Genomic DNA, 25,092 nt, shown 5'->3' on the forward strand with positions numbered 1-25,092 from the left:
TGGAGCAAGAGCGCATGGCCACCGTCGGTCTTAACGACGTCAAGAAGGGTATGAAGATCCTTCACAACAATGACCCGTGGGTCATTACTGACGCCGATTTCATCAAGCCCGGCAAGGGCCAGGCCTTCACCCGCATCTTCATCCGCAACCTGAAGAACGGCCGCACCACCGAGCAGACGATGAAGTCCAGCGACTCCTTCGAAGTCGCCGACGTCGTCGATACCGACATGCAGTACCTGTACTCCGATGGCGAGTTCTGGCACTTCATGCACCAGGAGAGCTTCGAGCAGCACCAGGCCAGCAAGGTCGGCATGGGTGATGCCTCCAAGTGGCTCAAGGGCGAGGAGGAGTGCGTGGTCACGCTGTTCAACGGCGAAATCATCGCCGTGCAGCCGCCGAACTTCGTCGAGCTGAAGATCACCGAGACCGACCCGGGCCTGCGCGGCGACACCTCCGGCGGCGGCGGCAAGCCGGCGACGCTGGAAACCGGTGCCGTGGTCCGCGTGCCGCTGTTCGTGAGCACCGAGGAAGTGATCAAGGTCGACACCCGCACGGGCGAGTACGTCAGCCGCGTGGGCAAGTGATGAATCGGCGCGCGGGCTGAGCCCGCGCCCCTGCCGGTTCGTCATCCCTGCGAAGGCAGGGATCCAGTGAAGTACGTTGTGCGAAGCACGCATTTCCTTCTTCGCACAGTTCAACGCAAAGTCACTGGATGACCAGCCTTCGGCTGTTGTAGAGATCCTCCGGCCTGCGCCGGAATGACGAGCGGAAAAGCGTCACGCCGTTAGGCAACCATGGGGCGGCCACCGCAAGGTGATCCGCCCCATGTCGTATCCACCATTGAAAAAGCGAGCCTAAGGATGAGCCAGACCACCCCGCAGACCATCGACCTGCTGATCGAAGCGCGCTGGGTCGTGCCCGTGGAGCCGCATGGCGTCGTGCTGGAGCACCATGCCGTGGCCGTCGACAAGGGCGCCATCGTGGCGTTGCTGCCGCAGGCCGACGCGCACGCGGCTTATGCGCCGCGCGAGCGCGTGGAACTGGGCGAGCACGTGCTGATCCCGGGCCTGGTGAACACGCACACGCACAACCCGATGACGTTGCTGCGTGGGCTGGCCGACGACCTGCCGCTGATGGTGTGGCTGCAGAAGCACATCTGGCCGGTCGAAGGGCAGGTGATCGGGCCGGAATTCGTGCGCGACGGCGTGGAGCTGGCGGTGGCCGAGATGATCCGCGGCGGCACCACCTGCGCCAACGAGAACTATTTCTTCCCCGACGTGATCGGCGCCACCTATCGCCGCATGGGTTTCCGTGCGGTGGTGGGCCTGCCGGTGATCGAGTTCCCCACGGCGTGGGCCAAGACCCAGGATGAATATTTCGAGCGCGCCATCGAGGTGCATGACAGCTTCCTCGGCGACGCCCTGGTCGGCACTGCGTTCGCGCCGCATGCCCCGTACACGGTGTCGGACGAGAGCTTCGAGCGCATCCGCGTGCTGTCCGACCAGCTCGACATCCAGGTGCACCTGCACACGCACGAAACCGCGCACGAGGTGGAGGAGGAAAAGGCCAAGAGCGGCCTGCGTCCGTTCCAGCGCCTGCAGAAGCTGGGCCTGGTCAACGACCGCCTGATCGCCGTGCACATGACCCAGCTCACCGACGGCGAAATCGCCGCGTGCGCCGAGGCAGGGGTGTCGGTGGTGCATTGCCCCGAATCGAACCTTAAGCTGGCCTCGGGCTTCTGCCCAGCCGAGCAGCTGCGCAAGGCCGGCGTCAACGTGGCCATCGGCACCGACGGCTGCGCCTCCAACAACGACCTGGACATGTTCGGCGAGATGCGCACCGCCGCGCTGCTGGCCAAGGCCGTGGCCGGTGATGCGGCCGCCTTCGACGCGGCCTATGCACTGCGCGCGGCCACCCTCAACGGCGCGCGTGCCATGGGCCTGGAAGACCGCATCGGTTCGATCGAGCCGGGCAAGCAGGCCGACTTCGCGGCTGTGCGTCTGTCTGACCTGGAAACCCAGCCGCTGTTCCATATCGCCTCGCAGCTGGCCTACGCCACCGGCCGCCACCAGGTGACGGATGTGTGGATCAGCGGCGTGCGCAAGCTCGCCGGCCGTGTGCTCACCGACATCGACACCGACGCCGTGCTGGCCAAGACGCATGCCTGGCGCGAGCGCATCGCTGCCATCGACGCCGGCTGAGGAGACCGCGATGAACCGTTACCTGGTCATGGTGATGCGCCGCCCGGAGTTCGATCCGGCCGTCGTGCAGCCGCACAAGGACTTCCTCGAAGGCCTGCGTGCGGGTGGACGGCTCGAGATGACGGGGCCCTTCAGTGACATGTCCGGCGGGGCCTACCTGATGCGCGCAACCGACATGGACGAGGCACTGCGCATCGCCCACGAAGACCCGGCCCACACCAGTGGCGGCTGGGACATCACGGTCTACGAATGGCAGGCGCGTTAAGCTCTGCGAACCGATTCAAAGGATGCTTTCGATGCAAGCCGCTGCCAATGTCAGCCCCGAGGAAATCGCCCGTTTCAGCAAGCTCGCCGCGCGCTGGTGGGATCCCGACGGCGAGTCCCGCCCGCTGCATGACCTCAATCCGGTGCGAGCGGAGTACGTCGCCGCGCGGGTCGACCTGCGCAACGCGCGCGTGGCCGACGTGGGGTGCGGTGGTGGCCTGCTGAGCGAGGCGCTGGCCCGGGCCGGCGCCCGTGTGACCGGCATCGACCTGGGCGAGAAGGTCATCGAGATCGCCCGCCTGCACATGCACGAATCGCGGTTGGAAAAGCCCGATCTCGACATCGACTACCGCGTGCAGTCGTCCGCCGAACTCGCCGCCACCGAACCGGAGAGCTTCGACGCGGTGTGCTGCATGGAGCTGGTCGAGCACGTGCCCGATCCCGCCGCGCTGGTGCAGGACCTGGCGCGCATGGTCAAGCCGGGTGGCGTGGTGGTGATGTCCACCCTCAATCGCACGCCCGCCGCGTTCGGCGCGGCCATCCTCGGCGCCGAGTACATCACCCGCATGCTGCCGCGTGGCACGCACCACTATGCGCAGTTCCTCAAGCCGTCCGAGCTGGGTCGCCTGATGCGCCATGCAGGCCTCGAGCTGGACGATGTCTCCGGCCTCGGCTACAACCCGATCAACCGCAAGGCGTGGCTCAGCCGCATCACCGCGGTGAACTACCTGATCAGCGCTCGCAAGCCGGCATGAAGTCGTTTCCCGAAAACCTGCAGGGCGTCCTGTTCGACCTCGACGGCACCCTGCTCGACAGTGCTGCCGACCTCTATTCCGCGCTGAAGGCGCAGTGCCATGAACTGCAGGTGGCCGCGCCGCCCTATGCGATGGTGCGCGAGGTGGTCTCGCGCGGCTCGCGCGCGATTTTGCGCTGCGCGTTCCCCGGCCTCGACGACGCCGGCGTGATGGCGCTGGTGCCGCGCTACCTCGAGCTTTACCAGTCGATGCTGGCCCAGCACACGCACCCGTTCGACGGCATCAACGACCTGCTGTCCGCCATCGAGGCGCAGGGCCTCGCCTGGGGCATTGTCACCAACAAGCCCGGCTTCCTCACCGACGAACTGGTCGAGTGCATCGGCTGGGCGCCGCGTGCCGCGGCCGTGGTGTCTGGCGACACCCTGCCGGTGAAGAAGCCTGACCCCGCACCGGTGCTACTGGCCTGCGAGCGGGCCGGGCTGGATCCGCGCCGCTGCGTGTTCGTGGGCGATGATCAGCGCGACGTGCTGGCCGGCAATGCGGCCGGCATGTACTCGGTGGCCGTGCGCTGGGGCTACCTGGACGGCAGCAATCCGCACGAGTGGGGCGCAGACCTGGTGGTGGACCACCCGGACGAGCTCACCCGCCGACTCAAGGTGGCGGCATGAGCGATACCGCGCTGCAGAGCTATATCGACAAGTGGCTGGCGGTACAGCCGCAGCAGCGCATTGCGTTGGCCTTCGTCGATCCGCACCTTCATCCCGGGCACGTGGCGCTGGCCGCGCTGGAGCAGGAGCTGCTGGCCGCGGCCTACGGCATCCGCGAGCCCCAGGTGGCCGCCACCAAGCTCAATTGGTGGGCCGAGGAATTGTCCGGTGCCGCCGCCAGCGGTGGGCGCCATCCGTTGACCCAGGTGCTGTTCGACGATGACCGCGCCCATGCGCTGCCGGCCGATCGCTGGGTGGCGCCGGTGCTGGCGGCCATGGCCCAGCTGGAAGAGGGCACCGCCGCCGACTTCCAGGCCCAGGTGGCTGCCGGCTCGCTGTTGCATGGTGCCCTGGCCGAGCTGGAAACCGCCTGGTGGTACGGCGAAGGCGTTCCCAGTGAGCGCGCTGCGCGGGTCGCCACCCTGTCCCATTTGCTATTTGCCCTGCTGCGGCTGGAAGAGGACGCCGAGCGCGACCGCCTGCCCTTGCCGATGGCCCGCCTGGCCCGGCACGGGTTGAGCCGCAACGACCTGCGCAGCGCCAGCGCCGGCCGCGAAGACGCCATCCGCGCCCAGCTGGAAGACCTGCACCAGGCCTGGCGCGAGTCCGATCGCCTGCCCGGGCTGCTCAGCGCGTTCCGGGGGCTGGAATCGAGGCATGGCCGTAGCCTGGTGGCCAAGGCCCGCAAGGCCGCCGATCCGCTGGACGTGCTGCGCAAGGGGCAAGGCCGGCAGGGTCCGGTGGTGGCCTGGCAGGCCTGGCAGGCCGCGCGCGCCTGGCGCCAGCAGGTCGGCTGAACACCGCCGGGACGCACCGTTTCCGCCACGCCACTATTGCGCGACCCCCGCGCTGCCCCAAGATTGAGTCTCGTTCGCGGCGATCCCCTGGCCGCTGGATTACAGGATTTCCCATGTACAACGAGGAAAACACCGCTCGCCTGCTGCCCGACGTGGCCGTCCACGCCCAGCCACACCTGGCTGGCGAGCTGGACTGGGTAGGCATGAACGGCATCGAGGTGCCGGTGCGTTTCGATGCCGGTGACGGTGATGCGCAGCGCGCCAGCGCGCGCGTCGGTGCCTTCGTCAACCTGCGCCGCCCGGACAAGCGTGGCATCCACATGTCGCGCCTGTACCTGATGGTGGAGCAGGCGCTCAGCACGCAGACGCTCAGCGCGGACAGCCTGCGCGAGTTGCTCAAGGGTTTCCTGGAGTCGCACAAGGATCTTTCCGACCGTGCCTGCCTGAGCATCCGCTTCGAGCATCTGGTGCGTCGCCCGGCGCTGCGCAGCGCCAACAGCGGCTGGCGTGCCTATCCGGTGTGCATCGAGGCGAGCCTGGTGGGCGATGAGTTCCTGCTCGAATTCGGCACCGAAGTGGTCTATTCGTCCACCTGTCCGGCTTCCGCCGCACTGTCGCGCCAGTTGATCCAGGACCAGTTTGCCCGCGATTTCGATGCGTCGCGTCCGCTCGACCACGCCGCCGTGCTGGCCTGGCTGGGCAGCGAGAAGGGCATCGTGGCCACGCCGCACGCCCAGCGCAGCGTGGCACGCCTGCGCGTGCGCCCGGCCAAGGGTGCGCACTTCAACCTGATTCACCTGATCGACCAGACCGAACAGGCGCTGGGCACACCGGTGCAGACGGCGGTCAAGCGCGAGGACGAACAGGCCTTTGCGCTCGCCAACGGCGGCAACCTGATGTTCTGCGAGGACGCGGCCCGCCGTATCCAGAAGGCGCTGGACGCCGACAACAGCCTGGGCGACTTCCACGTTCGGGTGGAGCACCAGGAAAGCCTGCATCCCCACGATGCCGTGGCCTATGCCAGCAAGGGCGTCGAGGGCGGCTACGCAGGCAAGGGCTGCGCCTGAGCCCCCGGCGGGGGCGGGCCTGTTAGCATCGGGGAGCCTGTCACCAGGCTCCCCAGGAGATCTGCATGTTGTCCCGTGTTTCCCTGCTGGCCGCCGCCGCGCTCGCGCTGTCGGCCTGCTCGCTGTTTCCCCATCACGCCAAGACCGCCGATCCGGCGCCCGCGCCGGCCAGCGCGCAACCTGCGGCTCCGGTGCACCAGACGCTGATGAAGTCGATGATCGGCGACGTCCGCTATGAACTGCCGCAGCCCCTGCCGGCGGATGCCTATCTGCTGGTGACCCTGGCCGACGTGAGTCGCCAGGACGTGCCGGCGCGCACGATCGCCGAGGAAAAGATCCAGCCGGTCGGCGCCTCGCCGGTGGATTTCCTGATCAGTTATGACCCGGCAGACCTGCGCGACGGCGTGGACTTCACCATCAACGTGCGCCTGCAGCAGGGCGACAAGCTGCTGGCCATCAACGACACGCGCACCAGCGTACTCGGGCGCTCGGGCGAGAACGGCCCGGTGAGCATCACGCTCAAGGCCGTTCCCTGACCCGTCGGCGGTCAGCGGAACACGCTGACCGCCTCGGCCAGATGCGTGGCCTGCCGGCGCAGGCTGTCCGAGGCCGCCGCGCCGTGCTCCACCAGCGCGGCGTTCTCGCGCGTGAGATGGTCCAGCTGCATCACCGCCTGGTCGATCTGGGTGATACCTGCGCTCTGCTCGCTGGTTGCCGCGCTGATCTCGGCCAGCAGCGCGCTGACGCGGCGTACCTGCTCCACGATCGACTGGATGGCCTGGCCGGCCTCGTCGGCCACCCGCGAACCCGACTCGATGCGCTCCACGCTGTCGCCGATCAGTTGCTTGATCTCCCGCGCCGACTGTGCCGTGCGCTGCGCCAGTGCGCGCACCTCGCCGGCCACCACGGCGAAGCCGCGGCCCTGTTCACCCGCACGCGCGGCCTCCACGGCGGCATTGAGCGCAAGGATATTGGTCTGGAACGCGATGCTGTCGATGACGCCGATGATCTCGGCGATCTGCTGCGAGCTGGCGTGGATGCCGTCCATGGTGGCAACGACATTGCCGGCCGCCTCGCCACCCAGGGTCGCGGCGCGGCTGGCCACGCTGGCCAGCTGATGGGCCTGGTCCGAGGTCTCGGCATTGCTGCCCACAGTGGCCGACATCTGCGTCATCGATGCTGCCGTCTGCTGCACCTGGGCCGACGCCTGGTCCACGCGCGCATGCAGGTCGTGGTTGCCCTGCGCGATGTCGTGGCTCGCCTTCTGCACGCGTACCGCCTGGTCGGCCACGTCGTCGATCAGCCAGCGGAACATCAGGCCCAGCTGGCCGACGGCGCGTAGCGTCATGCCGATCTCGTCGACGCGTTCCATCGGCGTGCAGTGATGGCGCTCGCCGCTGGCCACCTGCAGGGCCTCGCGCCAGACCTGTTCCAGCGGCCGCGACACCTGCGCACGCAGCCACCATGAGGCCAGCAACAGCAGCAGGCTCGTGCCGCCACCGAAGGCAGCCAGCGCCTGGCCGCGAAGGCCGCTCATTCCCGCAAGCAGCAGCAGCAGCGGCCACACCGCCAGCAGTGCGCCGCGGATGCGCCAGCGCACCGGCAGCGTGCGCAGCGCCGAACGCCATGCCATGGCACCGGTACGCACGAGCACGCCCTTGTGCAGTTTGCGGTTGCCGCCCTTGCCCCGGCGAAATGTGCCGTACAGCGCATCGGCCTGCGCGACTTCCTCGGCCGACGCCTTGGTGCGCACCGACAGGTAGCCGACCTGGTGGCCCTCGCGTACCACCGGCACGGCGTTGGCGCGCACCCAGTAATGGTCGCCGTTCTTGCGCCGGTTCTTCACCAGCGCGGTCCACGGCTCGCCGCCCTTGATGGTGGCCCACATGTCGGCAAACGCTTCGGCCGGCATGTCGGGGTGGCGCACGAGGTTGTGCGGCTGGCCTTGCAGTTCGTCCTGCGAAAAGCCGCTCACCTGCGCGAAGGCCGCGTTGGCGTAGGTGATGTGGCTGTGGATGTCGGTGGTCGACATCAGGGTGGCGTCGTCCGGCACGAGGAACTCGCGCTGGGTGACGGGCTGGTTGTTACGCATGCTGGAATCCTCTAGACGGCACAGGCCGTCTACGAACTCCATCCATGCGGCCTGCCACTACGATGCGTCGCGTCCGAAGACGGCGTTCGGTTCTCGGCGGTCTTGCACGGCTCTTGAGCGATCGCCGCTGCGGCATGCGGACGCAGCGGCGAGAAAATGCAGCGACGGCGATGGCCGCCGCTGCGAGAGTCAGCGTGTGAAGGCCAGGCGCTGGCCGCGCACGCTGTCGTCGATGCGCTCGCCATCCCACACGCGCTGGCCGTTGACGAAGGTGGACACGATGGAGCTGTTGAAGGTGTAGCCCTCGAACGGCGACCAGCCGCACTTGGACAACACCTCCTCGCGACGCACGGTGTGCGGCTTGTTCGGATCCACCAGGACCAGGTCTGCGGCATAGCCTTCACGCAGGTAGCCACGTTCCTTCACGTCGAACAGCGTGGCCGGGGCATGCGTGACCGCTTCCACCACGCGCTCCAGCGTGAGCTTGCCCTCGAACACGCGCTGCAATGCCGCCTGCAGCGCGAACTGCACCAGCGGCAGGCCGCCCGGCGCCTTGTCATAGAGCTGGGCCTTTTCTTCGAGCAGGTGCGGAGCGTGGTCGGTGGCCAGCACGTCCAGGCGGCCTTCGGCCAGGGCCCTGGTGATCGCCTCGCGATCGGCAGCGGTCTTGATCGCCGGGTTGCACTTGATCAGGAAACCCAGGCGCTCGTAGTCGCGATCGTCGAAGTGCAGGAAGTGCACGCAGGTTTCCGCGGTGATGCGCTTGCCCTTGATCGGACCCGGGTCGAACAGCGCCAGTTCGTCGGCGGTGGAGATGTGCAGCACGTGCAGACGGCTGTTGTGGCGGCGCGCCAGCTCGATGGCCAGGCGGGTGGACTTGATGCAGGCCTCGCGCGAGCGGATCAACGGGTGTTCGCGGGGCGGGATGGCGTCGCCGTACTTCTCGTGCGCCTTGGCGAGGTTCAGGTCGATCATCGGCGTGTCTTCGCAATGCGTGATGATCGGCGTGGGTGCCTCGCGGAAGATGCCGTCGAGCACCTCCGGGTTGTCCACCAGCATGTTGCCGGTGGAGGCGCCCATGAACACCTTGACGCCGGGCGCCGCCAGCGGGTCGAGGCGACGGATGGCCTCCAGGTTGTCGTTGCTGGCACCCATGTAAAAGGCGTAGTTCACCGCCGAGGTTTCCGCCGCGCGGACGTATTTGGCCTCCAGCGTGTCGCGGTCCAGGGCAGGGGGCTTGGTATTGGGCATCTCCATGTAGCTGGTGATGCCGCCGGCGGCGCAGGCACGCGATTCGTGCGCGATGTCGGCCTTCTGGGTCAGACCGGGTTCACGGAAGTGAACCTGATCGTCGATCATGCCGGGGAACAGCCAGAGGCCGCTGGCATCCACCACTTTTTCGCCCGGGCGGGCGTCCAGGTCGCCCGCGATGGCATCGATGCGCCCCTGCTTCACGCGTACGTCGGCATGGAAACGGCGGCCTTCATTGACCAGTTCGGCGTTCTTGATCAGCCAATCAAGGGACATGGGTTTCTCCAGGGGAACAGCAACGGCGGAAGGTGAAATGCTCGGGAACCGGGTCCTCGCCGCCCTCGCACAGCGGCTGGCAACGAAGCAGTCGCCAGCCGGCCAGTGCCCCACCCCGCAGCGGCCCGAAGCGCACGACCGCAATCCGTGCATAATCAGAACAGCTGGGATGGAAGCGGCAGCGCTGACCCAGCAGGGGGCTTAGCCAGCGCTTGTAGAAGCCGAGCAGTAGAAGTATGAGTCGGGTCACGACGGTTTGACGCTGCCGAAACAGCTTGCGGCATGTAGTGTCGCAAGTATTCCAGAAGCAAGGTTGCCGGTGTAAGCCGCTTGGGCTATAACACCCGGCCGCCAAGGCCAAAATGGTGAAGGGAAATGGCGAAAACCACGCGTAGTGCGACAGCCGCCAAGCCACAGAAGGGAAAGGCTGCCGGCAAGGTGAAAGACGTCAAGGCCGCCAAGAAGGTCGCCGCTGGCGGACGCAGTGCCAAAAGCGCGCCGGCCAAGAAGCCTGCAGCCAAGAAGGCGGCAGTGAAGAAGGCCGTGGCCAAGAAGCCAGCTGCCAAAAAGGTCGCCAAGGCTCCAGCCAAGCAAGCCGTCGCCAAGAAGGCTGCCCCCAAGGCTCCGGCCAAGAAGGCAGCTCCGGCCAAGAAGCCGGTGGCCGTAAAGAAGGTGGCGAAGCCAGCAGCCAAGAAGGTGGTGGCCCCCGCCAAGAAGCAGCCCCCGAAGACCGTGGCCAGGCCGGTACCCAGCCCAGCCTCAGCCACCAAAGCGCCGTCGGCCAAGCCGGTAGCCCACGCCGCGCCGGCCAAGGCTGCGGCGGTGCATCCGGCGGCCCCGGCCAAGGCGACGCCGGTGGCGGTGCAGGCCCAGAAGCCCGCAACCTCCCCGCTTGCGGGTAAAGTAGCCAGTGCCACCGCGCGTCATACCCCCCTCAAAAAACAGAAAGCCCAGCAGTCCTCGATGAACAAACCCGCAACTCTCGACAATGGCATCACCCGCGAAGACGGTCGCTATGCACTGCCTTCCACGACCCTGATCGACCTGCCCAAGGGTTATCGCCCCTCGAACGACGAGGAGTACATGAACCCCAAGCACCTGGCCTACTTCCGCAACAAGCTGCGCGAATGGCGCGAACAGCTGGTGGAAGAGTCGCGCCAGACCATGGAGAACCTCCGCGACGAGGTACGCGACGTGGGTGACGAGGCCGAGCGTGCTACGCGCGAGACCGAGAATTCGCTGGAACTGCGTACCCGTGACCGTTACCGCAAGCTGATCTCCAAGATCGACAAGGCACTGCGTCGCATCGAGGAAGGCCGCTACGGTTACTGCGAGGAGACCGACGAGGAAATCGGCCTGGAGCGTCTCGACGCCCGTCCGATCGCCACGCTGTCGCTCGACGCGCAGGAGCGCCGCGAGCATCTGCAGAAGCAGATGGGCGACTGACCCATCCTCGGCCTCGCTGCCAAAAGAAACCCCGCCAATGGCGGGGTTTCTTTTGGCAGGGGCATCGGCTGCCGGTGTGTTGTCCGCAGCCTCGCCGGCATGCCGGGTCAGTGGCTGGGCAGCGTCATCCGGCCAGCGTGGCCGCTGCGTACGCCTTGAGCTTGGCCAGCATCGCGGCCAGCCCGTTCGAGCGGGTCGGCGAGAGGTGTTTGGCCAGGCCGATGGCCTCGATGAAGCGTGGCTCGGTGGCCACGATCTCCCGGGCCGGGCGATCGGAGTAGACGCGCAGCACCAGGGCGATCAGGCCCGAGACGATGGCCGAGTCGCTGGCGGCCTGGAAATGCAGCTTGTCCGCGCTCCCGCTGGGTACCAGCCAGACCATGGACTGGCAGCCGTGCACCCGGTAGTCCTCGGTCTTGAGCTCCTCGGGGAAGGGCGGCAGCTGCTTGCCCAGGTCGATCAGGTACTGGTAGCGCTCGGTCCAGTCACCAAAGAAGGCAAATTCCTCGACGATGTCCTGCTGCGCCTGCTCGGCGCTGGGTGTGGCGATGGCATTCATAGGCACATTATCGCGCGTTTTGCCGCCTTATCCCCCACTCCCTGGCGAAGAGAGGGGGTGGAATCAGCCCTTCACCACGCTCCAGCGCGTGCCCTGGGCGCCATCTTCGATGGCAATGCCCATGGCGGTGAGCTCTTCGCGAATGGCGTCGGCGCGCTTGAAGTCGCGCGAGGCGCGGGCATTGCGGCGTTCCTCCAACAAGGCCTCGATGCGGGCCTCATCCACCTCGGCGGCGCCGCCTGCCTGCTTGAACCAGGCCTCCGCATCCTGCTGCAGCAGGCCGAGGATGGCGCCGCCGCCCAGCAGCGCCGCCTTGGCGGTGCGCCGGGCCTGGTCATCGCCGGCCTGCCGCGCGGCATCCGCCAGCTGGGCCAGCTCGGCCAGCGCCTGCGGGGTGTTGAGGTCGTCGCACAGCGCCGCTTCGACGGCCGCGGGGATCGGCAGCGCGCCCGCGTCCACCGGAACCTCGGCCAGGTCGCGCAGCACTCGATACCAGCCGTCCAGCGTGCTGATCGACTGCGTGATGGCGGCCTCGGACCAGTCCAGCGGCTGGCGGTAGTGGCCACGCAACAGCAGCAGGCGCAGGGCCTCTGGCGGGTGCGACTTGAGCAGCTCGTGCACCAGCATCACGTTGCCCAGCGACTTGGACATCTTGCGGCCGCTGAACGTGAGCATGCCGTTGTGCAGCCAGTAGCGCGCGAACACCTTGCCGCCGTGGGCGCAGGTGGACTGGGCGATCTCGTTTTCGTGATGCGGGAACTGCAGGTCCACGCCACCGGCATGGATGTCGATGGTCTCGCCCAGGTGAGCCTCGCTCATCGCCGAGCACTCGATGTGCCAGCCCGGGCGGCCGCGGCCCCAGGGGCTGTCCCAGCCGGGCAGCTCGGGCGTGGAGGGCTTCCACAGCACGAAGTCGCCGGGATTCTTCTTGTACGGCGCCACTTCCACGCGGGCGCCGGCGATGAGCTCTTCCGGATCGCGGCCGGACAACTCGCCATAGGCCGGGAACGAATCCACCTCGAACAGCACGTGGCCCTCGGCGGCGTAGGCGTGCCCGCCGGCGATCAAGCGCTCGATCATCGCGATGATCTGCGGGATGTGCGCCGTGGCGTGCGGCTCCACGTCCGGCGGGGCGATGCCCAGCGCGGCCATGTCCTCGCGGTAGGCCTGGGTGTAGCGGCTGGTGATGCTCTCGATGCCCACGCCCAGCTGCTGGGCGGCGGCGTTGATCTTGTCGTCGACGTCGGTGATGTTGCGCGCGTAGACCACCTGGGGGTAGTGGCGGCGCAGCAGCCGTACCAATACGTCGAACACCACCGGCCCACGCGCGTTGCCGATGTGCACGTAGTTGTAGACCGTCGGCCCGCACAGGTACATCGTGACCCGGTCCGGGTTCAGCGGGGTGAACGGTTCAACGCGGCGCGTGAGGCTGTTATGGAGCGAGATCGGCATCGACTGGAGGTCCGGACGGTGGGAGCGGGCGCCCTTGGGGCGCAAGCCGGTCGCGCATCTTAACAAGCCGCAGGGCAGGCCGCAGGGCGGCCCAGGGACCACGGACCAAGGGCCACCGGATGAACAACGGCTGCCGGGCGCAGGACTTTAGGAAAAGTTCTAAGCGTCGATTCAGTGTGAATTTGCTGGAATGGATGGTATGAGGTGCCGAGATGCGCCCATATTGCCCCGAGCGGAGGCCGCAGTGACAAAGTGGTTGTTCCCCGCGCTGGCGCTGTCCTTGATGGCTACCGGCGTGTTTGCGCAGGACGCGCGGTACCAGAACCCGTCCCAACCCCAGCCCCAGAATGACGACAACACCCATTACGGGTGGGCCGATGTGCTGCGCGTCGATCCGGTGTATGGCGTGGCGCGTACCGAGGTGCCGCATACGGAGTGCTATGACCAGCAGGTGGTGCGCCAGGCGCCCCCGCAGGGTAGTGCGGCAGGCACCATCCTGGGCGCCGTGGTCGGTGGCGTGCTGGGCAGCACGATCGGCCGTGGTGATGGCCGTACGGCTGCCACCGTGGCCGGTGCGGTGGCCGGTGGCGCCGTGGGCAACAGCGTTTCCGCCTCGGGCGGTGGCGAATACCAGACCACTGAAACCCATTGCCGCCAGGTGAACGCGGTCAGCGAGCAGCGGCGCATCATGGGCTACGACGTGGAATACCGTTATCGCGGCGAGGTCTACCTGTCGCGCCTCAATTACGACCCCGGTGAGCGCCTGCGCGTGCGGGTCAGCGTTTCTCCCGCCGATTGAGACCGAGCCAAACCGCCGCCTTCGGGCGGCGGTTTGGCATGGGTGAGACGCTGCTTGTTGCACGGCAGCGAAAATCCCGTCATGATTGAAGTTCAACCACCCGGAACACCCATGTCCGCAGCCGTCTATACCGCCACCGTTCTTACCAGCGCCCGCATGGCCGCTGGCATGACGTCGCGTGCGCGCCGACCGCTGGTCCGACATTCGGCCGGGTAGGCTGTCGCACGCGTTTCATGTGAATCGACGACAAAACCCGGCCTGCAGCCGGGTTTTTTTGTTTCCGCACTCTGAAGATTTCACCAAGGGCACTCCACGACATGACTCTCCGCCACTTTCTGACCACCCAGGACTACAGCCGCGCCGAGATCGACGCGCTGCTCGAGCAGGCCGCTGCCTTCAAGCGTTCCCCGCGCGGCCAGCAGCTGGCGGGCAAGTCGGTGGCGCTGATGTTCTTCAATCCGTCGATGCGCACCCGCACCAGCTTCGAGCTGGGCGCGTTCCATCTGGGCGGCCATGCCATCGTGCTGGCGCCGGGCAAGGATGCGTGGCCGATCGAGTTCGAGGTGGGCACGGTGATGGATGGCGATACGGAAGAACACATCGCCGAGGTGGCGCGCGTGCTGTCGCGCTACGTGGACCTGATCGCCGTGCGCGCCTTCCCCAAGTTCCAGGACTGGTCGGTCGATCGCGAGGACAACGTGATCAAGGCGTTCGCCAAGTACGCCACGGTGCCGGTGATCAACATGGAGACCATCACCCATCCGTGCCAGGAGCTGGCGCACGCGCTGGCGCTGAAGGAGCACCTGGGCAACCTGCAGAACAAGAAGTACGTGCTCACCTGGACCTACCACCCCAAGCCGCTGAACACCGCAGTGGCCAACTCGGCGCTGCTGATCGCCACCAAGATGGGCATGGACGTGACCCTGCTGTGCCCGACGCCGGATTACGTGCTCGATGAGCGCTACATGGAGTTCGGCTACCAGAACGCGAAGGAGAACGGCGGTTCGCTCAAGGTCAGCCACAACATCGAGGAGGCCTACAGCGGCGCCGACGTGGTCTACGCCAAGAGCTGGGGCGCGCTGCCGTTTTTCGGCCGCTGGGAGCAGGAGAAGCCCATCCGCGAGGCCAACAAGCACTTCATCGTGGACGAGGCCAAGATGGCGCTGACCAACAACGGCCTGTTCAGCCACTGCCTGCCGCTGCGCCGCAACGTCAAGGCGACCGATGCCGTGATGGATTCGCCGGCCTGCATCGCCATCGACGAAGCCGAGAACCGCCTGCATGTGCAGAAGGCGGTGATGGCCTCGCTGATCGGCCAGCGCTGACCATGTACCTGCCCCCGTACTTCAAGGAAACCGATGCCGCCCGGCTGGACGCGCTGATGCGCGACTATCCGTTCGCCACGGTGATCGTCCATGGCGAGGAGGGCATCGTCGCCAACCACATGCCGCTGGAGCGCGTGGGCGATACTCAGTTGCACGGCCACGTGGCGCGCAGCAACGAACTGGCGAAGCTGGACGGCGCCGAGGTGCTGGTGATCTTCCGCGGCCCGGATGGCTACGTGAGCCCGAACTGGTACCCCAGCAAGCAGGAAACCCACCGCGAAGTGCCGACCTGGAACTACGCCGTGGTGCACGTGCATGGCCGCCTGCGCGTGGTCAACGATGCCGGCTGGCTGCGCACCTTGCTGGAGCGCCTCACCGATCGCCATGAGGCATCACAGCCCAGGCCCTGGCATGTGTCCGACGCGCCGGAAGACCACATCGAGAAGAGCCTGCGCGGGATTGCCGGTATCGAGATCGCCATCGAGCGCATCGAGGGCAAGTTCAAGCTGAGCCAGAACCATCCGACTGCCAATCGCCAGGGTGTCATCGCGGGCCTGCATCAGCGTGCCGGCCGTGGCGATGCGGACCTGGCCGCACTGATGACGCAACTGGAGGAGGGCAGGGCATGAGCAGAACGCACCAGCACCAGTACCAGGTGGAAGTGACCTGGACCGGCAACCAGGGCACGGGCACCAAGACCTACCAAGGTTACGGCCGCGACCATGAGATCCGCATCGCCGGCAAGCCGGTGGTGCAGGGCTCGTCCGATCCGCTGTTCCGCGGCGACGCCAGCAAGCTCAATCCCGAGGACATGCTGGTCACCGCGCTGTCGACCTGCCACATGCTGTCCTATCTGCACCAGGCGGTGCTGGCCGGCGTGGTGGTGACGGCCTACGTGGACCATGCCGAAGGCACCATGGAGACCAGCGTCAACGGCGGTCGTTTCCTCGAAGTGGTGCTGCGCCCGGTGGTGACCATCACCGCCGGCAGCGATGCGGCCAAGGCCGAGGCTGCGCACGAGCCCGCGCACCATGCCTGCTTCATCGCCAACTCCGTGAATTTCCCGGTGCGCTGCGAACCGCGCATCGTCGTTGAATCTGCCTGACATCTATTTGTTTAGCCTTCCATACCAGGATCTGCAAGCCATGAGCAAAGACATCGTTCTCGCCTTCTCCGGTGGCCTCGACACCAGCTTCTGCGTGCCCTACCTCAAGGAACGCGGCTGGGCCGTGCATACCGTGTTCGCCGACACGGGCGGCGTGGATGCCGAGGAGCGCGCCTACATCGAGCAGCGCGCCAAGGAACTGGGCGTGGCCAGCCACGTTACCGTCGACGGCGGCCCGGCGATTTGGGAAGGCTTCGTCAAGCCGTTCGTGCAGGCCGGTGAGGCCTACCAGGGCCAGTACCCGCTGCTGGTATCCGACCGTTACCTCATCGTCGACGCGGCGATCGCGCGCGCCAAGGAACTGGGCACCAAGGCCATCGCGCATGGCTGCACCGGCATGGGCAACGACCAGGTGCGTTTCGACCTGGCGGTGAAGGCGCTGGGCGACTACGAGATCGTGGCGCCGATCCGCGAGATCCAGAAGGAGCACACCCAGACCCGCGCCTATGAGCAGGCCTATCTGGAACAGCGCGGATTCGAAGTGCGCGCCAAGCAGAAGAGCTACACCATCAACGAGAACCTGCTGGGCGTGACGCTGTCCGGCGGCGAGATCGACCATTGGAAGACCCCGGGCGAGGGCGCCCGTGGCTGGTGCAAGCCGCGCGCCGAATGGCCGTCCGAAAAGCTGTCGGTCACCATCGGCTTCGAGCAGGGCGAGGCGGTGTCGCTCAACGGCCAGAAGCTGCCGGGCGCCAAGCTGCTGGCCAAGCTTAATGAGCTGTTCGCGCCGTATGGCGTGGGTCGCGGCATGTACACCGGCGACACCACCATCGGCCTCAAGGGCCGTATCGTGTTTGAGGCGCCGGGCCTGATCTCGCTGCTCACCGCGCACCGTGCGCTGGAAGAAGCCGTGCTGACCAAGCAGCAGAACCGCTTCAAGCCGGAAGTGGCGCGCAAGTGGGTGGAAGTGGTGTACGAGGGCTTCTTCCATGACCCGATCAAGACCGACCTGGAAGCCTTCCTGACTTCCAGCCAGGCCTGCGTGAATGGCGAAGTGGTACTGGAAACCTCCGGTGCGCAGGTCACCGCGGTGGAAGTGCGCTCGCCGCACATCCTGAACGCCAAGGGCGCGACCTACGCGCAGTCGGCGGACTGGGGCGTGGAAGAGGCTGAGGGCTTCATCAAGCTGTTTGGCATGAGCAGCACGCTGTGGGCGGAAATCAACCGCGGCTAAGAAACGCTCGTCATCCCAGCGAACGCTGGGATCCAGTGACTTTTGCGTGTCAACTGCAAAGACCCTGGATTCCGGCCTTCGCCGGAATGACGGCGGGATTGAAGACCTAGTCAAAACCTTCACCAGACGGATCGCATGAGCGCACTACTGGACGACACCCTCCGACATCTTCGCGCGCTGGTCAGCTACGACACGCGCAATCCGCCCCGTGAAATCGGTACCGGCGGCATCTTCGATTACCTGCGGGACAACCTGCCGGGTTTCGACGTCAAGGTTACCGATTACGGTGCCGGCGCCGTCACGCTGTACGCCGTGCGCGGCCAGCCGAAGGTGCTGTTCAACGTGCACTTGGATACGGTGCCGGACTCGCCGCACTGGACGGCCAACCCGCATGAGCTGCGGGTGACCGACGACCGCGCCATCGGCCTGGGTGCGTGTGACATCAAGGGCGCTGCAGCCGCTTTGGTGGCGGTGGCCAATGTCACCGACGGCGACATGGCGCTGTTGTTGTCCACCGATGAGGAAGCCAACGACCCGCGTTGCATCGCTGGCTTCCTCAAGGACAAGCCGGCCTACGACGCGGTGATCGTGGCCGAACCGACCAAGGGCGAGGCGGTGCTGGCGCACCGTGGCATCCATTCGGTGCAGATGCGCTTCAAGGGCCAGGCCGGCCACGCCTCGGGCGAGCAGAAGCCCAGCGACAGCGCCGTGCACCAGGCGGTGCGCTGGGGCGCGGCGGCGCTCGACTTCGTGGAGAAGCAGGCGCATGAACGCTTCGGCGGACTCACCGGCCTACGTTTCAATATCGGGCGCGTGGACGGCGGCATCAAGGCCAACATGATCGCCCCCTCGGCCGATGTACGCTTTGGCTTCCGCCCGTTGCCGACCATGCATCCCGACCAGTTGCTGGAAACGTTCCGCACGCTGGTCGAGCCGCAGCCGGTGGAGTTCCAGGAACTGTTCCGCGGCGACTCGCTGCCGGCTGGCGATACCGCCACGGCCGAGGCGCGCCGCCTCGCGGCGCGCGACCTCGCCGACGAACTGAACATCCCGATCGGCAACGCCGTCGATTTCTGGACCGAGGCCGCGCTGTTCTCGGCCGCAGGCTACATCAGTTTCGTTTACGGCCCCGGTGACATCGCTCAGGCGCATACCGCCGACGAGTGGGTTTCGCTTGATCAATTGAAGCACTACGCCGACACCATTCATCGCATCATCGACAAGAGCTAAGCAACAGTGGAAGCCCACAAGCACACCCGGAAAACCATCGTCCGCCTGCTTTCGAGCATGGGCAGCGCGAAGGAGATCCAGCAATACCTCAAGCGCTTCTCGCAGCTGGACGCCAAGCGCTTTGCCGTGGTCAAGGTCGGCGGCGCGGTGCTGCGTGACGACCTGCCGGCGCTCACCTCCTCGCTGACCTTCCTGCAGCAGGTCGGCCTGACCCCGATCGTGCTGCACGGCGCGGGTCCGCAGCTGGACGAGGAGCTGTCGGCGGCGGGCATCGAGAAGCACACCGTCAACGGCCTGCGCGTGACCACGCCCAAGGCGCTGGCCATCGTGCGCAAGGTGTTCCAGGAGCAGAACCTGCGCCTGGTCGAGGCCCTGCAGACCATGGACACGCGTGCCACGTCGGTGCCCTCGGGCGTGTTTACCTCCACCTACCTGGATCGCGATGTCTATGGTCTGGTCGGCAAGGTGAGCCAGATCAACCTGGCGCCGATCGAGGCCAGCCTGCGCGCCGGTTCGATTCCGGTGATCGCCAGCCTCGGCGAGACGGAAGAGGGCCAGATCCTCAACGTCAACGCCGATTTCGCCGCCAACGAGCTGGTGCGGGTGCTGCAGCCGTACAAGATCGTGTTCCTTACCGGTACCGGCGGCCTGCTGGACGACCAGGGCAAGATCATCGACTCGATCAACCTGAGCACCGAGTTCGACCACCTCATGTCGCAGCCGTGGATCAATGGCGGCATGCGCCTGAAGATCGAGCAGATCGCCGACCTGCTGAACGACCTGCCGCTGACCTCCTCGGTGTCCATCACCAAGCCGTCGGAACTGGCCAAGGAACTGTTCACCCACAAGGGTTCGGGCACCCTGGTCCGCCGGGGCGAGAAGGTGAAGCGTTTCGAGTCGTGGGAGGGCATCGACCTGGAGCGCATGCGCGCCCTGATCGAGTCCAGCTTCGGCCGCACGCTGGTGCCGGATTACTTCGAGCGCACCAAGCCGTTCCGCATCTACGTGAGCGAGAACTATCGCACCGCGATGATCCTCACCCAGGAAGGCGGCCTGCCGTACCTGGACAAGTTCGCCGTGCTGGACGACGCGCAGGGCGAAGGCCTGGGGCGTGCGGTGTGGCAGGTGATGCGCGAGGAGAACCCGCAGCTGTTCTGGCGTTCCCGCCACGGCAACAACGTCAACCATTTCTATTACGCCGAATCGGACGGCTGCCTGAAGCAGCCGCGCTGGAAGGTGTTCTGGTATGGCATCGACGACTTCGAAACGATTGCACGCTGCGTGGCGCATTGCGCCCAGCGTCAGCCGACTTTGGTGGACTGAACCATGAGCACGACCAAGCATCGCATCGGCATCGTCGGCGCACGCGGGCATACCGGCGCCGAACTGATCCGCCTGGTGGCCGCGCATCCGGCGCTGGAACTGGCATTCGTCTCTTCACGCGAGCTGGATGGCCAGCGCGTGGCGGACCACGTGTCCGGTTTCAGTGGTGAGCTGGGTTACGCCAATCTGGACCCGGAAGCCGTGGCAGCGCAGGGCGCCGACGTAGTGGTGCTGGCCCTGCCCAATGGCAAGGCAGCGCCGTACGTCGAGGCCATCGACAAGACGAAGCCGGACACGTTGATCGTGGACTTGTCGGCGGACTATCGCTTCAATGAGAAGTGGTACTACGGCCTGCCCGAGCTCACCCGCCAGCGCTGGCGCGGCGAGAAGCGCATCAGCAACCCGGGTTGCTATGCCACGGCGGTGCAGCTTTCCATCGCGCCGCTGAAGGACCTGCTGGCCGCGCCGCCGGTGAGCTTCGGCGTGTCCGGGTACTCGGGTGCGGGTACCACGCCGTCGGATCGCAACGACCCGGAGAAGCTGCGCGACAACCTGATGCCGTATTCGCTGACCGGCCACATGCACGAGAAGGAAGCCAGTCGCCACCTCGGCGTGCCGGTGGAATTCATGCCGCATGTGGCGCCGCATTTCCGCGGTCTCACCGTTACCACCAACCTGTACCTGGCACGCCAGGTGAAGCGCGAGGACATCCTCAGCCGCTTCCATGGCGCGTACGACGGCGAGAAGCTGGTGCACGTGGTGGACGAGGCGCCGTGGGTCAGCCACATCGCCAACAAGCACCATGTGGACATCGGCGGTTTCGCCGTGTCCAACGACGGCAAGCGCGTGGTGGTGGTGGCGACGCTGGACAACCTGCTCAAGGGCGCGGCGACCCAGGCCATGCAGAACATCAATCGCGCCATTGGCGTGGACGAGTACACGGCGATTCCGGTTTCTTGATCGTCATCCCTGCGAAAGCAGGGATCCAGTGCCTTTGCTCCAGAACCAGCAACTCGGTAAAACCTGAGTCGCTGGATCCCTGCTTTCGCAGGAATGACGAGCAGGGGAGGCTAGCTTCATACGATTTGCAGGACATCTCCATGACCCAACCCCTCTGGCAAAAATCCAACATCAAGATCGACGCGCGCATCATGCAGTTCCTCGCCGGTGACGACGTGGTGCTGGATCGCGAGTTCTTCCTGCACGACATCACCGCGAGCAAGGCGCACGTGGAAGGCCTGGCCAACATCGGCGTGGTCAGCGCAGATGAGGCTGCGGCGCTCAAGCGCGAACTGGACGTGCTGGCCGAGGACTTCCGCGCCGGCCAGTTCGTGCTGGACGAGCGCTACGAGGATGGCCACTCGGCCATCGAGGCGCGCCTCACCGAACGCCTGGGTGATGCCGGCCGCCGCGTGCATACCGGCCGCAGCCGCAACGACCAGATCCTGGTCGCCACCCGCCTGTGGCTGAAGGAGCAGCTGGCTACGCTGGAGCAGCACTGCAAGGCCATCGCGCAGGTCTGTCTCGACCGTGCCGCCCAGCCCGGTTTGCCGCTGCCGGGTTACACGCACCTGCAGCGCGCGGTGGTGTCCTCCACTGGCATGTGGTTCGCCGGTTTTGCCGAGGGCTTCATCGACAACGCGTTGCGCGCCAGGCAGACCACGCTGCTGATCGACGCCAACCCGCTGGGCACCGCCGCCGGTTATGGCGTGAACCTCAAGCTTGATCGCGAGCACACCACGCAAGCGCTGGGCTTTGCCCGCATGCAGGTGTCGCCGATCTATGCGCAGCTGTCGCGAGGCAAGTTCGAGATGGCCGTGCTGGAAGCCATTGCCGGCGCCTTGCTCGACCTGCGTCGCCTGGCCTGGGACCTGTCGCTGTTCACCACGGCCGAATTCAATTTCGTGAAGCTGCCGTCGGAGTACACCACCGGCAGTTCCATCATGCCCAACAAGCGCAACCCCGACGTGGTGGAGCTGCTGCGCGCAAGCTATGCTAGCGTGGCGGCGGCACGCACCGAGATCGAGCAACTGCTGTCGTTGCCGTCGGGCTACCAGCGCGACCTGCAGTTCTCCAAGGGCTCGCTGTTCCATGGGTGTCGCCATGGCCTCGCCGCGCTGGAGCTGGTGCCGGACCTGCTGGCCCGCATGGAATGGAACGAGTCGGCCATGCGCGCGGCCATCGAGCCGGCCATGTATGCCACCGACGTGGCGATCGAACAGGCCGCTGCGGGCGTGCCGTTCCGGGATGCCTACCGGGCGGCGGCCGATGCCGCGGCGGCGGCCGGCGAGGGGCGCAGCCCCGAGGGCAGCCTGGCGGCGCGCGTGTCGCCCGGTTCGGGCCACGACCTGCGCCTGGGCGAATTGCGCGCTAGACTCGGCCATATGGACGGCTAAATGGGGTGGAAGGCATGGGAACCGTCAGTACGGGGAATGCCGAACATTACCGATGGGGACAGGGTTGCGACGGCTGGCACTTGCTGGCCGGTGCCGACCTCAGCGTGATCGAGGAACGCATGCCGGGCGGCACCTTCGAGGTGCGGCACCGGCATGCGCGGTCGCGCCAGTTCTTTTACGTACTCCAGGGCGAGTTGACCCTCGAGCTCGATGGGGTGGAGTGTCTGCTTCAGTCAGGTCAGGGGTTGCATGTGCCGCCGGGCCATGCTCACCAGGTTCGCAACGACGGCGTCGCCGACGTGCGCATGCTGGTGGTGTCCTCGCCGCGCAGCCACGGTGACCGCGTAGAAGTTCCACTGGATGCGCCCGCATGAGCGGCGCCCTGGCCGGGCAGGCCTTGCCCGCTTGGCGCCGGGCCGTGCTGAAGGTGGGCAGCAACCTGCTCGCCGCGGACGGCGGCGGCCTGACCACGCGCCACGCCGGGGCATTGTCGGCTTTCATCCAGGCCAGCCGTGCGGCGGAACGCGAAGTGGTGCTGGTGTCGTCCGGCGCGGTGGCCGCAGGGCGGGCCCGGTTGCGTGCGCACGCGGCCGCAAGTGGCGACCTTGTTGCACGACAGGCGCTGGCGGCCCTGGGGCAGGCGCCGATGATCGCGTTGTGGCAATCGCTCAGTCCCCGTCCGGTGGCGCAGGTGCTGCTCACCCACGACGACCTGCGCAATCGCCGTCGCTATCTGAATGCACGCGCCACCCTGCGCGGCCTGCTGGCGCTGGACGTGCTGCCGGTGGTCAACGAGAACGACACCGTGGCGGTGGATGAGCTGAAGCTCGGTGACAACGACAACCTGGCGGCCATTGTCGCCGCACTGGTCGATGCCGACCTGCTGCTGATCGCCTCGGACATCAACGCGCTGTACAGCGCCGATCCGAGGCGCGACCCGGCGGCGTCGCCGGTGCCGCGCGTGCCCGTGCTGACTCCGGAGATACTGGCGATGGCCGGCGGCAGCGGCAGCGCCGTCGGGACCGGTGGCATGCAAACCAAACTGGAGGCGGCCGCCAAGGCGGCAGCGGCCGGCATTCCCACCGCGCTGTTCAGTGGCCGGGATGACGCCGCCGTGTCCGCGCTCGCCGAAGGTCGCCTGCACGGCACGCTGTTCGACGCCGCCCGCACGCGCATGCAGGCGCGCAAGTACTGGCTGCGCCATGCACCCACGGCGCCGGGCTGCATCCAGGTGGATGCGGGCGCGGCGCTGGCGCTGGCGAGCGGACGGGCGTCCCTGCTGCCGGGCGGCATCACCGGTGCGCAAGGCGATTTTCATCGCGGCGACCTGGTGGAAGTCGTGGGTTCCACCGGACAGTCCATCGCGCGTGGCCTCTGCCAGTACGGCAGCGGCGAGATCCGTCGACTGGCCGGACGGCACAGCCGGGACATCGAGTCGATCCTGGGTTACAGCTACGGCGCGGAGGTCATCCATCGCGATGATCTCGTCTCGCTGGGCGATATCGAGCTGGCGGGAGACATCAGCGCATGAGCGACATTCGAGCCCTGGCCGAAGCCTGCCGCGACGCTTCGCCCCGCATCGCCGCGCTGTCGACGGAGGCGAAGCGGGCGCTGCTGATGGACATGGCTGCTGCACTCGAACGGCACGCACGGGCCGTGCTCGCCGCGAATGCACAGGATATGCAGCAAGCGGCGGCGCAAGGCGTGCAGGGCGCCATGCTGGATCGCCTGCGCCTGGATGAGCCACGCGTGGCCGCCATCGCACAGGCCTTGCGCGAGGTGGCGCAACTGCCCGACCCGGTGGGCGTGGTGACCCGGCGCGAGACGCGTCCCAACGGCATCGCGATCGAGCGCGTACGCATCCCGTTGGGGGTGGTGGCGATGATCTACGAAGCGCGCCCCAACGTGACCGCCGACGCCGCGGGCTTGTGCCTGATGGCAGGCAACGCGGTGATCCTGCGCGGCGGCTCCGAGGCCATTGCTTCCAACATGGCGATCGCCGTCGCGCTGCACGAGGCCCTGCAAGCCCATGGCCTGCCCACCGCCGCGGTGACCTTGCTGTCCGATCTGCGCCGCGAGGCGATGCTGGAACTGCTTCAGCTCAGCGATCTGATCGACCTGGCCATCCCGCGCGGTGGCGAGGGCCTGATCCGTTTCGTCACCGAGCACGCGCGCGTGCCCGTGATCAAGCACTACAAGGGCGTGTGCCACCTCTACGTGGACCGCGCGGCCGACCTGGCGCTGGCACTGGACCTGCTGGTGGATGGCAAGACCTCGCGTCCTGGCGTGTGCAACGCGCTGGAGACCTTGCTGGTGCATCGCGATGTGGCCGCCAGCTTCCTGCCGAGGGCGGCCGCGGCGCTAAGCGATCGGGGCGTCGAGTTGCGCGGCGATGCCGCCACCCGCGGGTGGGTGGCGGAAGCGGCGCCCGCCACCGATGACGACTACGCTGCCGAGTTCCTCGACCTGATCCTCGCCGTTCGCGTGGTGGACGACCTGGAGCAGGCCATCGCGCATATCCGTCGTTATGGGTCGGATCACACCGAAGTGATCGCGACGAGCGACGACGCGGCGGCGCAGCGCTTCATTCGCGCCTTGCGCTCGGCCGTGGTGATGGTCAATGCGTCATCGCGTTTTTCGGATGGCGGGCAGCTGGGACTGGGCGCCGAGATTGGCATCTCGACGACGCGCCTGCATGCCTATGGGCCGATGGGGGCGGAATCCCTTACGGTCGAACGTTTCGTGGTACGCGGGGAAGGACAGGTGCGCCATCCGGAGAGTCGCACCGGCTGAGTGCCTGTTCAAAACCTCGT

Annotated in this window: 26 protein-coding genes; 21 read left to right on the forward strand and 5 right to left on the reverse strand. The window is 66.8% G+C overall.

Features of this window, described 5'->3' with window-relative positions; all coding sequences use genetic code 11:
• Nucleotides 1-14 precede the first annotated feature (14 nt).
• The 8 genes from efp to DVU99_RS05625 all read left to right on the forward strand — a co-directional run bounded on the left by efp (nucleotide 15) and on the right by DVU99_RS05625 (nucleotide 6,327).
• The gene (gene efp, locus DVU99_RS05590; protein WP_114239221.1) at nucleotides 15-584 is read left to right on the forward strand and encodes an elongation factor P; all 570 of its coding nucleotides are present in this window, start codon (nucleotides 15-17) and stop codon (nucleotides 582-584) included.
• 276 nt (nucleotides 585-860) lie between these two features.
• Nucleotides 861-2,201, forward strand: a complete 1,341-nt coding sequence (locus DVU99_RS05595) for a TRZ/ATZ family hydrolase (RefSeq protein ID WP_114239222.1) — start codon at nucleotides 861-863, stop codon at nucleotides 2,199-2,201.
• Between the two features lie 10 nt (nucleotides 2,202-2,211).
• On the forward strand, nucleotides 2,212-2,466 hold the full coding sequence (locus DVU99_RS05600) for a YciI family protein (protein WP_114239223.1): 255 nt from the start codon (nucleotides 2,212-2,214) through the stop codon (nucleotides 2,464-2,466).
• 31 nt (nucleotides 2,467-2,497) lie between these two features.
• Entirely contained in the window at nucleotides 2,498-3,220 is a 723-nt protein-coding gene (gene ubiG / locus DVU99_RS05605; RefSeq protein WP_114239224.1) for a bifunctional 2-polyprenyl-6-hydroxyphenol methylase/3-demethylubiquinol 3-O-methyltransferase UbiG, read from the forward strand.
• Nucleotides 3,217-3,888 carry a phosphoglycolate phosphatase gene (gene gph, locus DVU99_RS05610; protein ID WP_114239225.1) on the forward strand — a complete coding sequence of 224 codons (672 nt, stop codon included), beginning with the start codon at nucleotides 3,217-3,219 and terminating at the stop codon, nucleotides 3,886-3,888. Before ubiG ends, gph begins: the two co-directional genes overlap by 4 nt.
• Nucleotides 3,885-4,724, forward strand: a complete 840-nt coding sequence (locus tag DVU99_RS05615) for a squalene/phytoene synthase family protein (RefSeq protein ID WP_114239226.1) — start codon at nucleotides 3,885-3,887, stop codon at nucleotides 4,722-4,724. Before gph ends, DVU99_RS05615 begins: the two co-directional genes overlap by 4 nt.
• A gap of 113 nt (nucleotides 4,725-4,837) precedes the next feature.
• On the forward strand, nucleotides 4,838-5,791 hold the full coding sequence (folE2, locus tag DVU99_RS05620) for a GTP cyclohydrolase FolE2 (RefSeq protein WP_114239227.1): 954 nt from the start codon (nucleotides 4,838-4,840) through the stop codon (nucleotides 5,789-5,791).
• 65 nt (nucleotides 5,792-5,856) lie between these two features.
• Nucleotides 5,857-6,327 carry a YbaY family lipoprotein gene (locus DVU99_RS05625; RefSeq protein ID WP_114239228.1) on the forward strand — a complete coding sequence of 157 codons (471 nt, stop codon included), beginning with the start codon at nucleotides 5,857-5,859 and terminating at the stop codon, nucleotides 6,325-6,327.
• Between the two features lie 11 nt (nucleotides 6,328-6,338).
• Here DVU99_RS05625 and DVU99_RS05630 read toward each other — a convergent pair whose 3' ends face one another.
• The 3 genes from DVU99_RS05630 to yidD form a co-directional block, all read right to left on the reverse strand.
• A complete protein-coding gene (locus DVU99_RS05630; RefSeq protein ID WP_114239229.1) occupies nucleotides 6,339-7,883 on the reverse strand; it encodes a PAS domain-containing methyl-accepting chemotaxis protein in 1,545 nt (514 codons plus the stop codon).
• Between the two features lie 189 nt (nucleotides 7,884-8,072).
• The gene (locus tag DVU99_RS05635) at nucleotides 8,073-9,410 is read right to left on the reverse strand and encodes a dihydroorotase (RefSeq protein ID WP_114239230.1); all 1,338 of its coding nucleotides are present in this window, start codon (nucleotides 9,408-9,410) and stop codon (nucleotides 8,073-8,075) included.
• A complete protein-coding gene (gene yidD, locus DVU99_RS05640) occupies nucleotides 9,400-9,660 on the reverse strand; it encodes a membrane protein insertion efficiency factor YidD (protein WP_114239231.1) in 261 nt (86 codons plus the stop codon). The genes DVU99_RS05635 and yidD overlap by 11 nt, the downstream gene beginning before the upstream one ends.
• A 188-nt stretch (nucleotides 9,661-9,848) precedes the next feature.
• On the opposite strand from yidD, the gene dksA reads away from it, so the two are divergent.
• Nucleotides 9,849-10,856: an RNA polymerase-binding protein DksA gene (gene dksA, locus DVU99_RS20070; RefSeq protein ID WP_232823468.1), complete on the forward strand. Its 1,008-nt coding sequence runs from the start codon at nucleotides 9,849-9,851 to the stop codon at nucleotides 10,854-10,856.
• Between the two features lie 124 nt (nucleotides 10,857-10,980).
• Here dksA and DVU99_RS05650 read toward each other — a convergent pair whose 3' ends face one another.
• Both DVU99_RS05650 and cysS read right to left on the reverse strand, forming a co-directional pair.
• The gene (locus tag DVU99_RS05650; RefSeq protein ID WP_114239232.1) at nucleotides 10,981-11,415 is read right to left on the reverse strand and encodes a SufE family protein; all 435 of its coding nucleotides are present in this window, start codon (nucleotides 11,413-11,415) and stop codon (nucleotides 10,981-10,983) included.
• 63 nt (nucleotides 11,416-11,478) lie between these two features.
• Nucleotides 11,479-12,867 carry a cysteine--tRNA ligase gene (cysS, locus tag DVU99_RS05655; RefSeq protein WP_114239233.1) on the reverse strand — a complete coding sequence of 463 codons (1,389 nt, stop codon included), beginning with the start codon at nucleotides 12,865-12,867 and terminating at the stop codon, nucleotides 11,479-11,481.
• Between the two features lie 244 nt (nucleotides 12,868-13,111).
• On the opposite strand from cysS, the gene DVU99_RS05660 reads away from it, so the two are divergent.
• The 12 genes from DVU99_RS05660 (at nucleotide 13,112) to DVU99_RS05715 (ending at nucleotide 25,072) form a co-directional block, all read left to right on the forward strand.
• Nucleotides 13,112-13,666, forward strand: a complete 555-nt coding sequence (locus DVU99_RS05660; RefSeq protein ID WP_198670194.1) for a glycine zipper 2TM domain-containing protein — start codon at nucleotides 13,112-13,114, stop codon at nucleotides 13,664-13,666.
• Between the two features lie 317 nt (nucleotides 13,667-13,983).
• Nucleotides 13,984-14,991 carry an N-acetylornithine carbamoyltransferase gene (locus DVU99_RS05665; RefSeq protein WP_114239235.1) on the forward strand — a complete coding sequence of 336 codons (1,008 nt, stop codon included), beginning with the start codon at nucleotides 13,984-13,986 and terminating at the stop codon, nucleotides 14,989-14,991.
• 2 nt (nucleotides 14,992-14,993) lie between these two features.
• Nucleotides 14,994-15,620, forward strand: coding sequence for an FMN-binding negative transcriptional regulator (locus DVU99_RS05670; RefSeq protein ID WP_114239236.1), 627 nt, complete (start codon nucleotides 14,994-14,996; stop codon nucleotides 15,618-15,620).
• Nucleotides 15,617-16,096: an OsmC family protein gene (locus DVU99_RS05675; RefSeq protein WP_114239237.1), complete on the forward strand. Its 480-nt coding sequence runs from the start codon at nucleotides 15,617-15,619 to the stop codon at nucleotides 16,094-16,096. Before DVU99_RS05670 ends, DVU99_RS05675 begins: the two co-directional genes overlap by 4 nt.
• 40 nt (nucleotides 16,097-16,136) lie before the next feature.
• Complete coding sequence (locus tag DVU99_RS05680; RefSeq protein ID WP_114239238.1) at nucleotides 16,137-17,330, forward strand: argininosuccinate synthase; 1,194 nt, start codon at nucleotides 16,137-16,139, stop codon at nucleotides 17,328-17,330.
• A 135-nt stretch (nucleotides 17,331-17,465) separates the two neighbouring features.
• Entirely contained in the window at nucleotides 17,466-18,560 is a 1,095-nt protein-coding gene (locus DVU99_RS05685; protein ID WP_114239239.1) for an acetylornithine deacetylase, read from the forward strand.
• Between the two features lie 6 nt (nucleotides 18,561-18,566).
• Nucleotides 18,567-19,883 (forward strand): acetylglutamate kinase, encoded by a 1,317-nt coding sequence (locus DVU99_RS05690; protein WP_114239240.1) that lies wholly within the window; start codon nucleotides 18,567-18,569, stop codon nucleotides 19,881-19,883.
• A gap of 3 nt (nucleotides 19,884-19,886) precedes the next feature.
• The gene (gene argC / locus DVU99_RS05695; RefSeq protein ID WP_114239241.1) at nucleotides 19,887-20,843 is read left to right on the forward strand and encodes an N-acetyl-gamma-glutamyl-phosphate reductase; all 957 of its coding nucleotides are present in this window, start codon (nucleotides 19,887-19,889) and stop codon (nucleotides 20,841-20,843) included.
• Between the two features lie 140 nt (nucleotides 20,844-20,983).
• Nucleotides 20,984-22,279 carry an argininosuccinate lyase gene (argH, locus tag DVU99_RS05700; RefSeq protein WP_114239471.1) on the forward strand — a complete coding sequence of 432 codons (1,296 nt, stop codon included), beginning with the start codon at nucleotides 20,984-20,986 and terminating at the stop codon, nucleotides 22,277-22,279.
• A 14-nt stretch (nucleotides 22,280-22,293) separates the two neighbouring features.
• The gene (locus tag DVU99_RS05705; RefSeq protein WP_114239242.1) at nucleotides 22,294-22,653 is read left to right on the forward strand and encodes a cupin domain-containing protein; all 360 of its coding nucleotides are present in this window, start codon (nucleotides 22,294-22,296) and stop codon (nucleotides 22,651-22,653) included.
• A complete protein-coding gene (proB, locus tag DVU99_RS05710; protein WP_114239243.1) occupies nucleotides 22,650-23,810 on the forward strand; it encodes a glutamate 5-kinase in 1,161 nt (386 codons plus the stop codon). The genes DVU99_RS05705 and proB overlap by 4 nt, the downstream gene beginning before the upstream one ends.
• On the forward strand, nucleotides 23,807-25,072 hold the full coding sequence (locus tag DVU99_RS05715) for a glutamate-5-semialdehyde dehydrogenase (protein ID WP_114239244.1): 1,266 nt from the start codon (nucleotides 23,807-23,809) through the stop codon (nucleotides 25,070-25,072). Before proB ends, DVU99_RS05715 begins: the two co-directional genes overlap by 4 nt.
• Nucleotides 25,073-25,092 lie beyond the last annotated feature (20 nt).

It is taken from the genome of Dyella sp. C9 (assembly GCF_003332825.1).
GTDB lineage: Bacteria > Pseudomonadota > Gammaproteobacteria > Xanthomonadales > Rhodanobacteraceae > Dyella.

What these genes read in the sequence shown, in the direction of transcription:
- DVU99_RS05635 (WP_114239230.1), bottom strand. Translation starts at nt 9,410, where the DNA reads ATGTCCCTTGATTGGCTGATCAAGAACGCCGAACTGGTCAATGAAGGC.
- gph (WP_114239225.1), top strand. Translation starts at nt 3,217, where the DNA reads ATGAAGTCGTTTCCCGAAAACCTGCAGGGCGTCCTGTTCGACCTCGAC.
- DVU99_RS05595 (WP_114239222.1), top strand. Translation starts at nt 861, where the DNA reads ATGAGCCAGACCACCCCGCAGACCATCGACCTGCTGATCGAAGCGCGC.
- efp (WP_114239221.1), top strand. Translation starts at nt 15, where the DNA reads ATGGCCACCGTCGGTCTTAACGACGTCAAGAAGGGTATGAAGATCCTT.
- DVU99_RS05600 (WP_114239223.1), top strand. Translation starts at nt 2,212, where the DNA reads ATGAACCGTTACCTGGTCATGGTGATGCGCCGCCCGGAGTTCGATCCG.
- DVU99_RS05675 (WP_114239237.1), top strand. Translation starts at nt 15,617, where the DNA reads ATGAGCAGAACGCACCAGCACCAGTACCAGGTGGAAGTGACCTGGACC.
- DVU99_RS05670 (WP_114239236.1), top strand. Translation starts at nt 14,994, where the DNA reads ATGTACCTGCCCCCGTACTTCAAGGAAACCGATGCCGCCCGGCTGGAC.
- folE2 (WP_114239227.1), top strand. Translation starts at nt 4,838, where the DNA reads ATGTACAACGAGGAAAACACCGCTCGCCTGCTGCCCGACGTGGCCGTC.
- DVU99_RS05615 (WP_114239226.1), top strand. Translation starts at nt 3,885, where the DNA reads ATGAGCGATACCGCGCTGCAGAGCTATATCGACAAGTGGCTGGCGGTA.
- cysS (WP_114239233.1), bottom strand. Translation starts at nt 12,867, where the DNA reads ATGCCGATCTCGCTCCATAACAGCCTCACGCGCCGCGTTGAACCGTTC.
- ubiG (WP_114239224.1), top strand. Translation starts at nt 2,498, where the DNA reads ATGCAAGCCGCTGCCAATGTCAGCCCCGAGGAAATCGCCCGTTTCAGC.
- proB (WP_114239243.1), top strand. Translation starts at nt 22,650, where the DNA reads ATGAGCGGCGCCCTGGCCGGGCAGGCCTTGCCCGCTTGGCGCCGGGCC.
- argC (WP_114239241.1), top strand. Translation starts at nt 19,887, where the DNA reads ATGAGCACGACCAAGCATCGCATCGGCATCGTCGGCGCACGCGGGCAT.
- argH (WP_114239471.1), top strand. Translation starts at nt 20,984, where the DNA reads ATGACCCAACCCCTCTGGCAAAAATCCAACATCAAGATCGACGCGCGC.
- DVU99_RS05650 (WP_114239232.1), bottom strand. Translation starts at nt 11,415, where the DNA reads ATGAATGCCATCGCCACACCCAGCGCCGAGCAGGCGCAGCAGGACATC.
- DVU99_RS05715 (WP_114239244.1), top strand. Translation starts at nt 23,807, where the DNA reads ATGAGCGACATTCGAGCCCTGGCCGAAGCCTGCCGCGACGCTTCGCCC.
- DVU99_RS05630 (WP_114239229.1), bottom strand. Translation starts at nt 7,883, where the DNA reads ATGCGTAACAACCAGCCCGTCACCCAGCGCGAGTTCCTCGTGCCGGAC.
- DVU99_RS05680 (WP_114239238.1), top strand. Translation starts at nt 16,137, where the DNA reads ATGAGCAAAGACATCGTTCTCGCCTTCTCCGGTGGCCTCGACACCAGC.
- DVU99_RS05665 (WP_114239235.1), top strand. Translation starts at nt 13,984, where the DNA reads ATGACTCTCCGCCACTTTCTGACCACCCAGGACTACAGCCGCGCCGAG.
- DVU99_RS05685 (WP_114239239.1), top strand. Translation starts at nt 17,466, where the DNA reads ATGAGCGCACTACTGGACGACACCCTCCGACATCTTCGCGCGCTGGTC.
- DVU99_RS05705 (WP_114239242.1), top strand. Translation starts at nt 22,294, where the DNA reads ATGGGAACCGTCAGTACGGGGAATGCCGAACATTACCGATGGGGACAG.
- DVU99_RS05625 (WP_114239228.1), top strand. Translation starts at nt 5,857, where the DNA reads ATGTTGTCCCGTGTTTCCCTGCTGGCCGCCGCCGCGCTCGCGCTGTCG.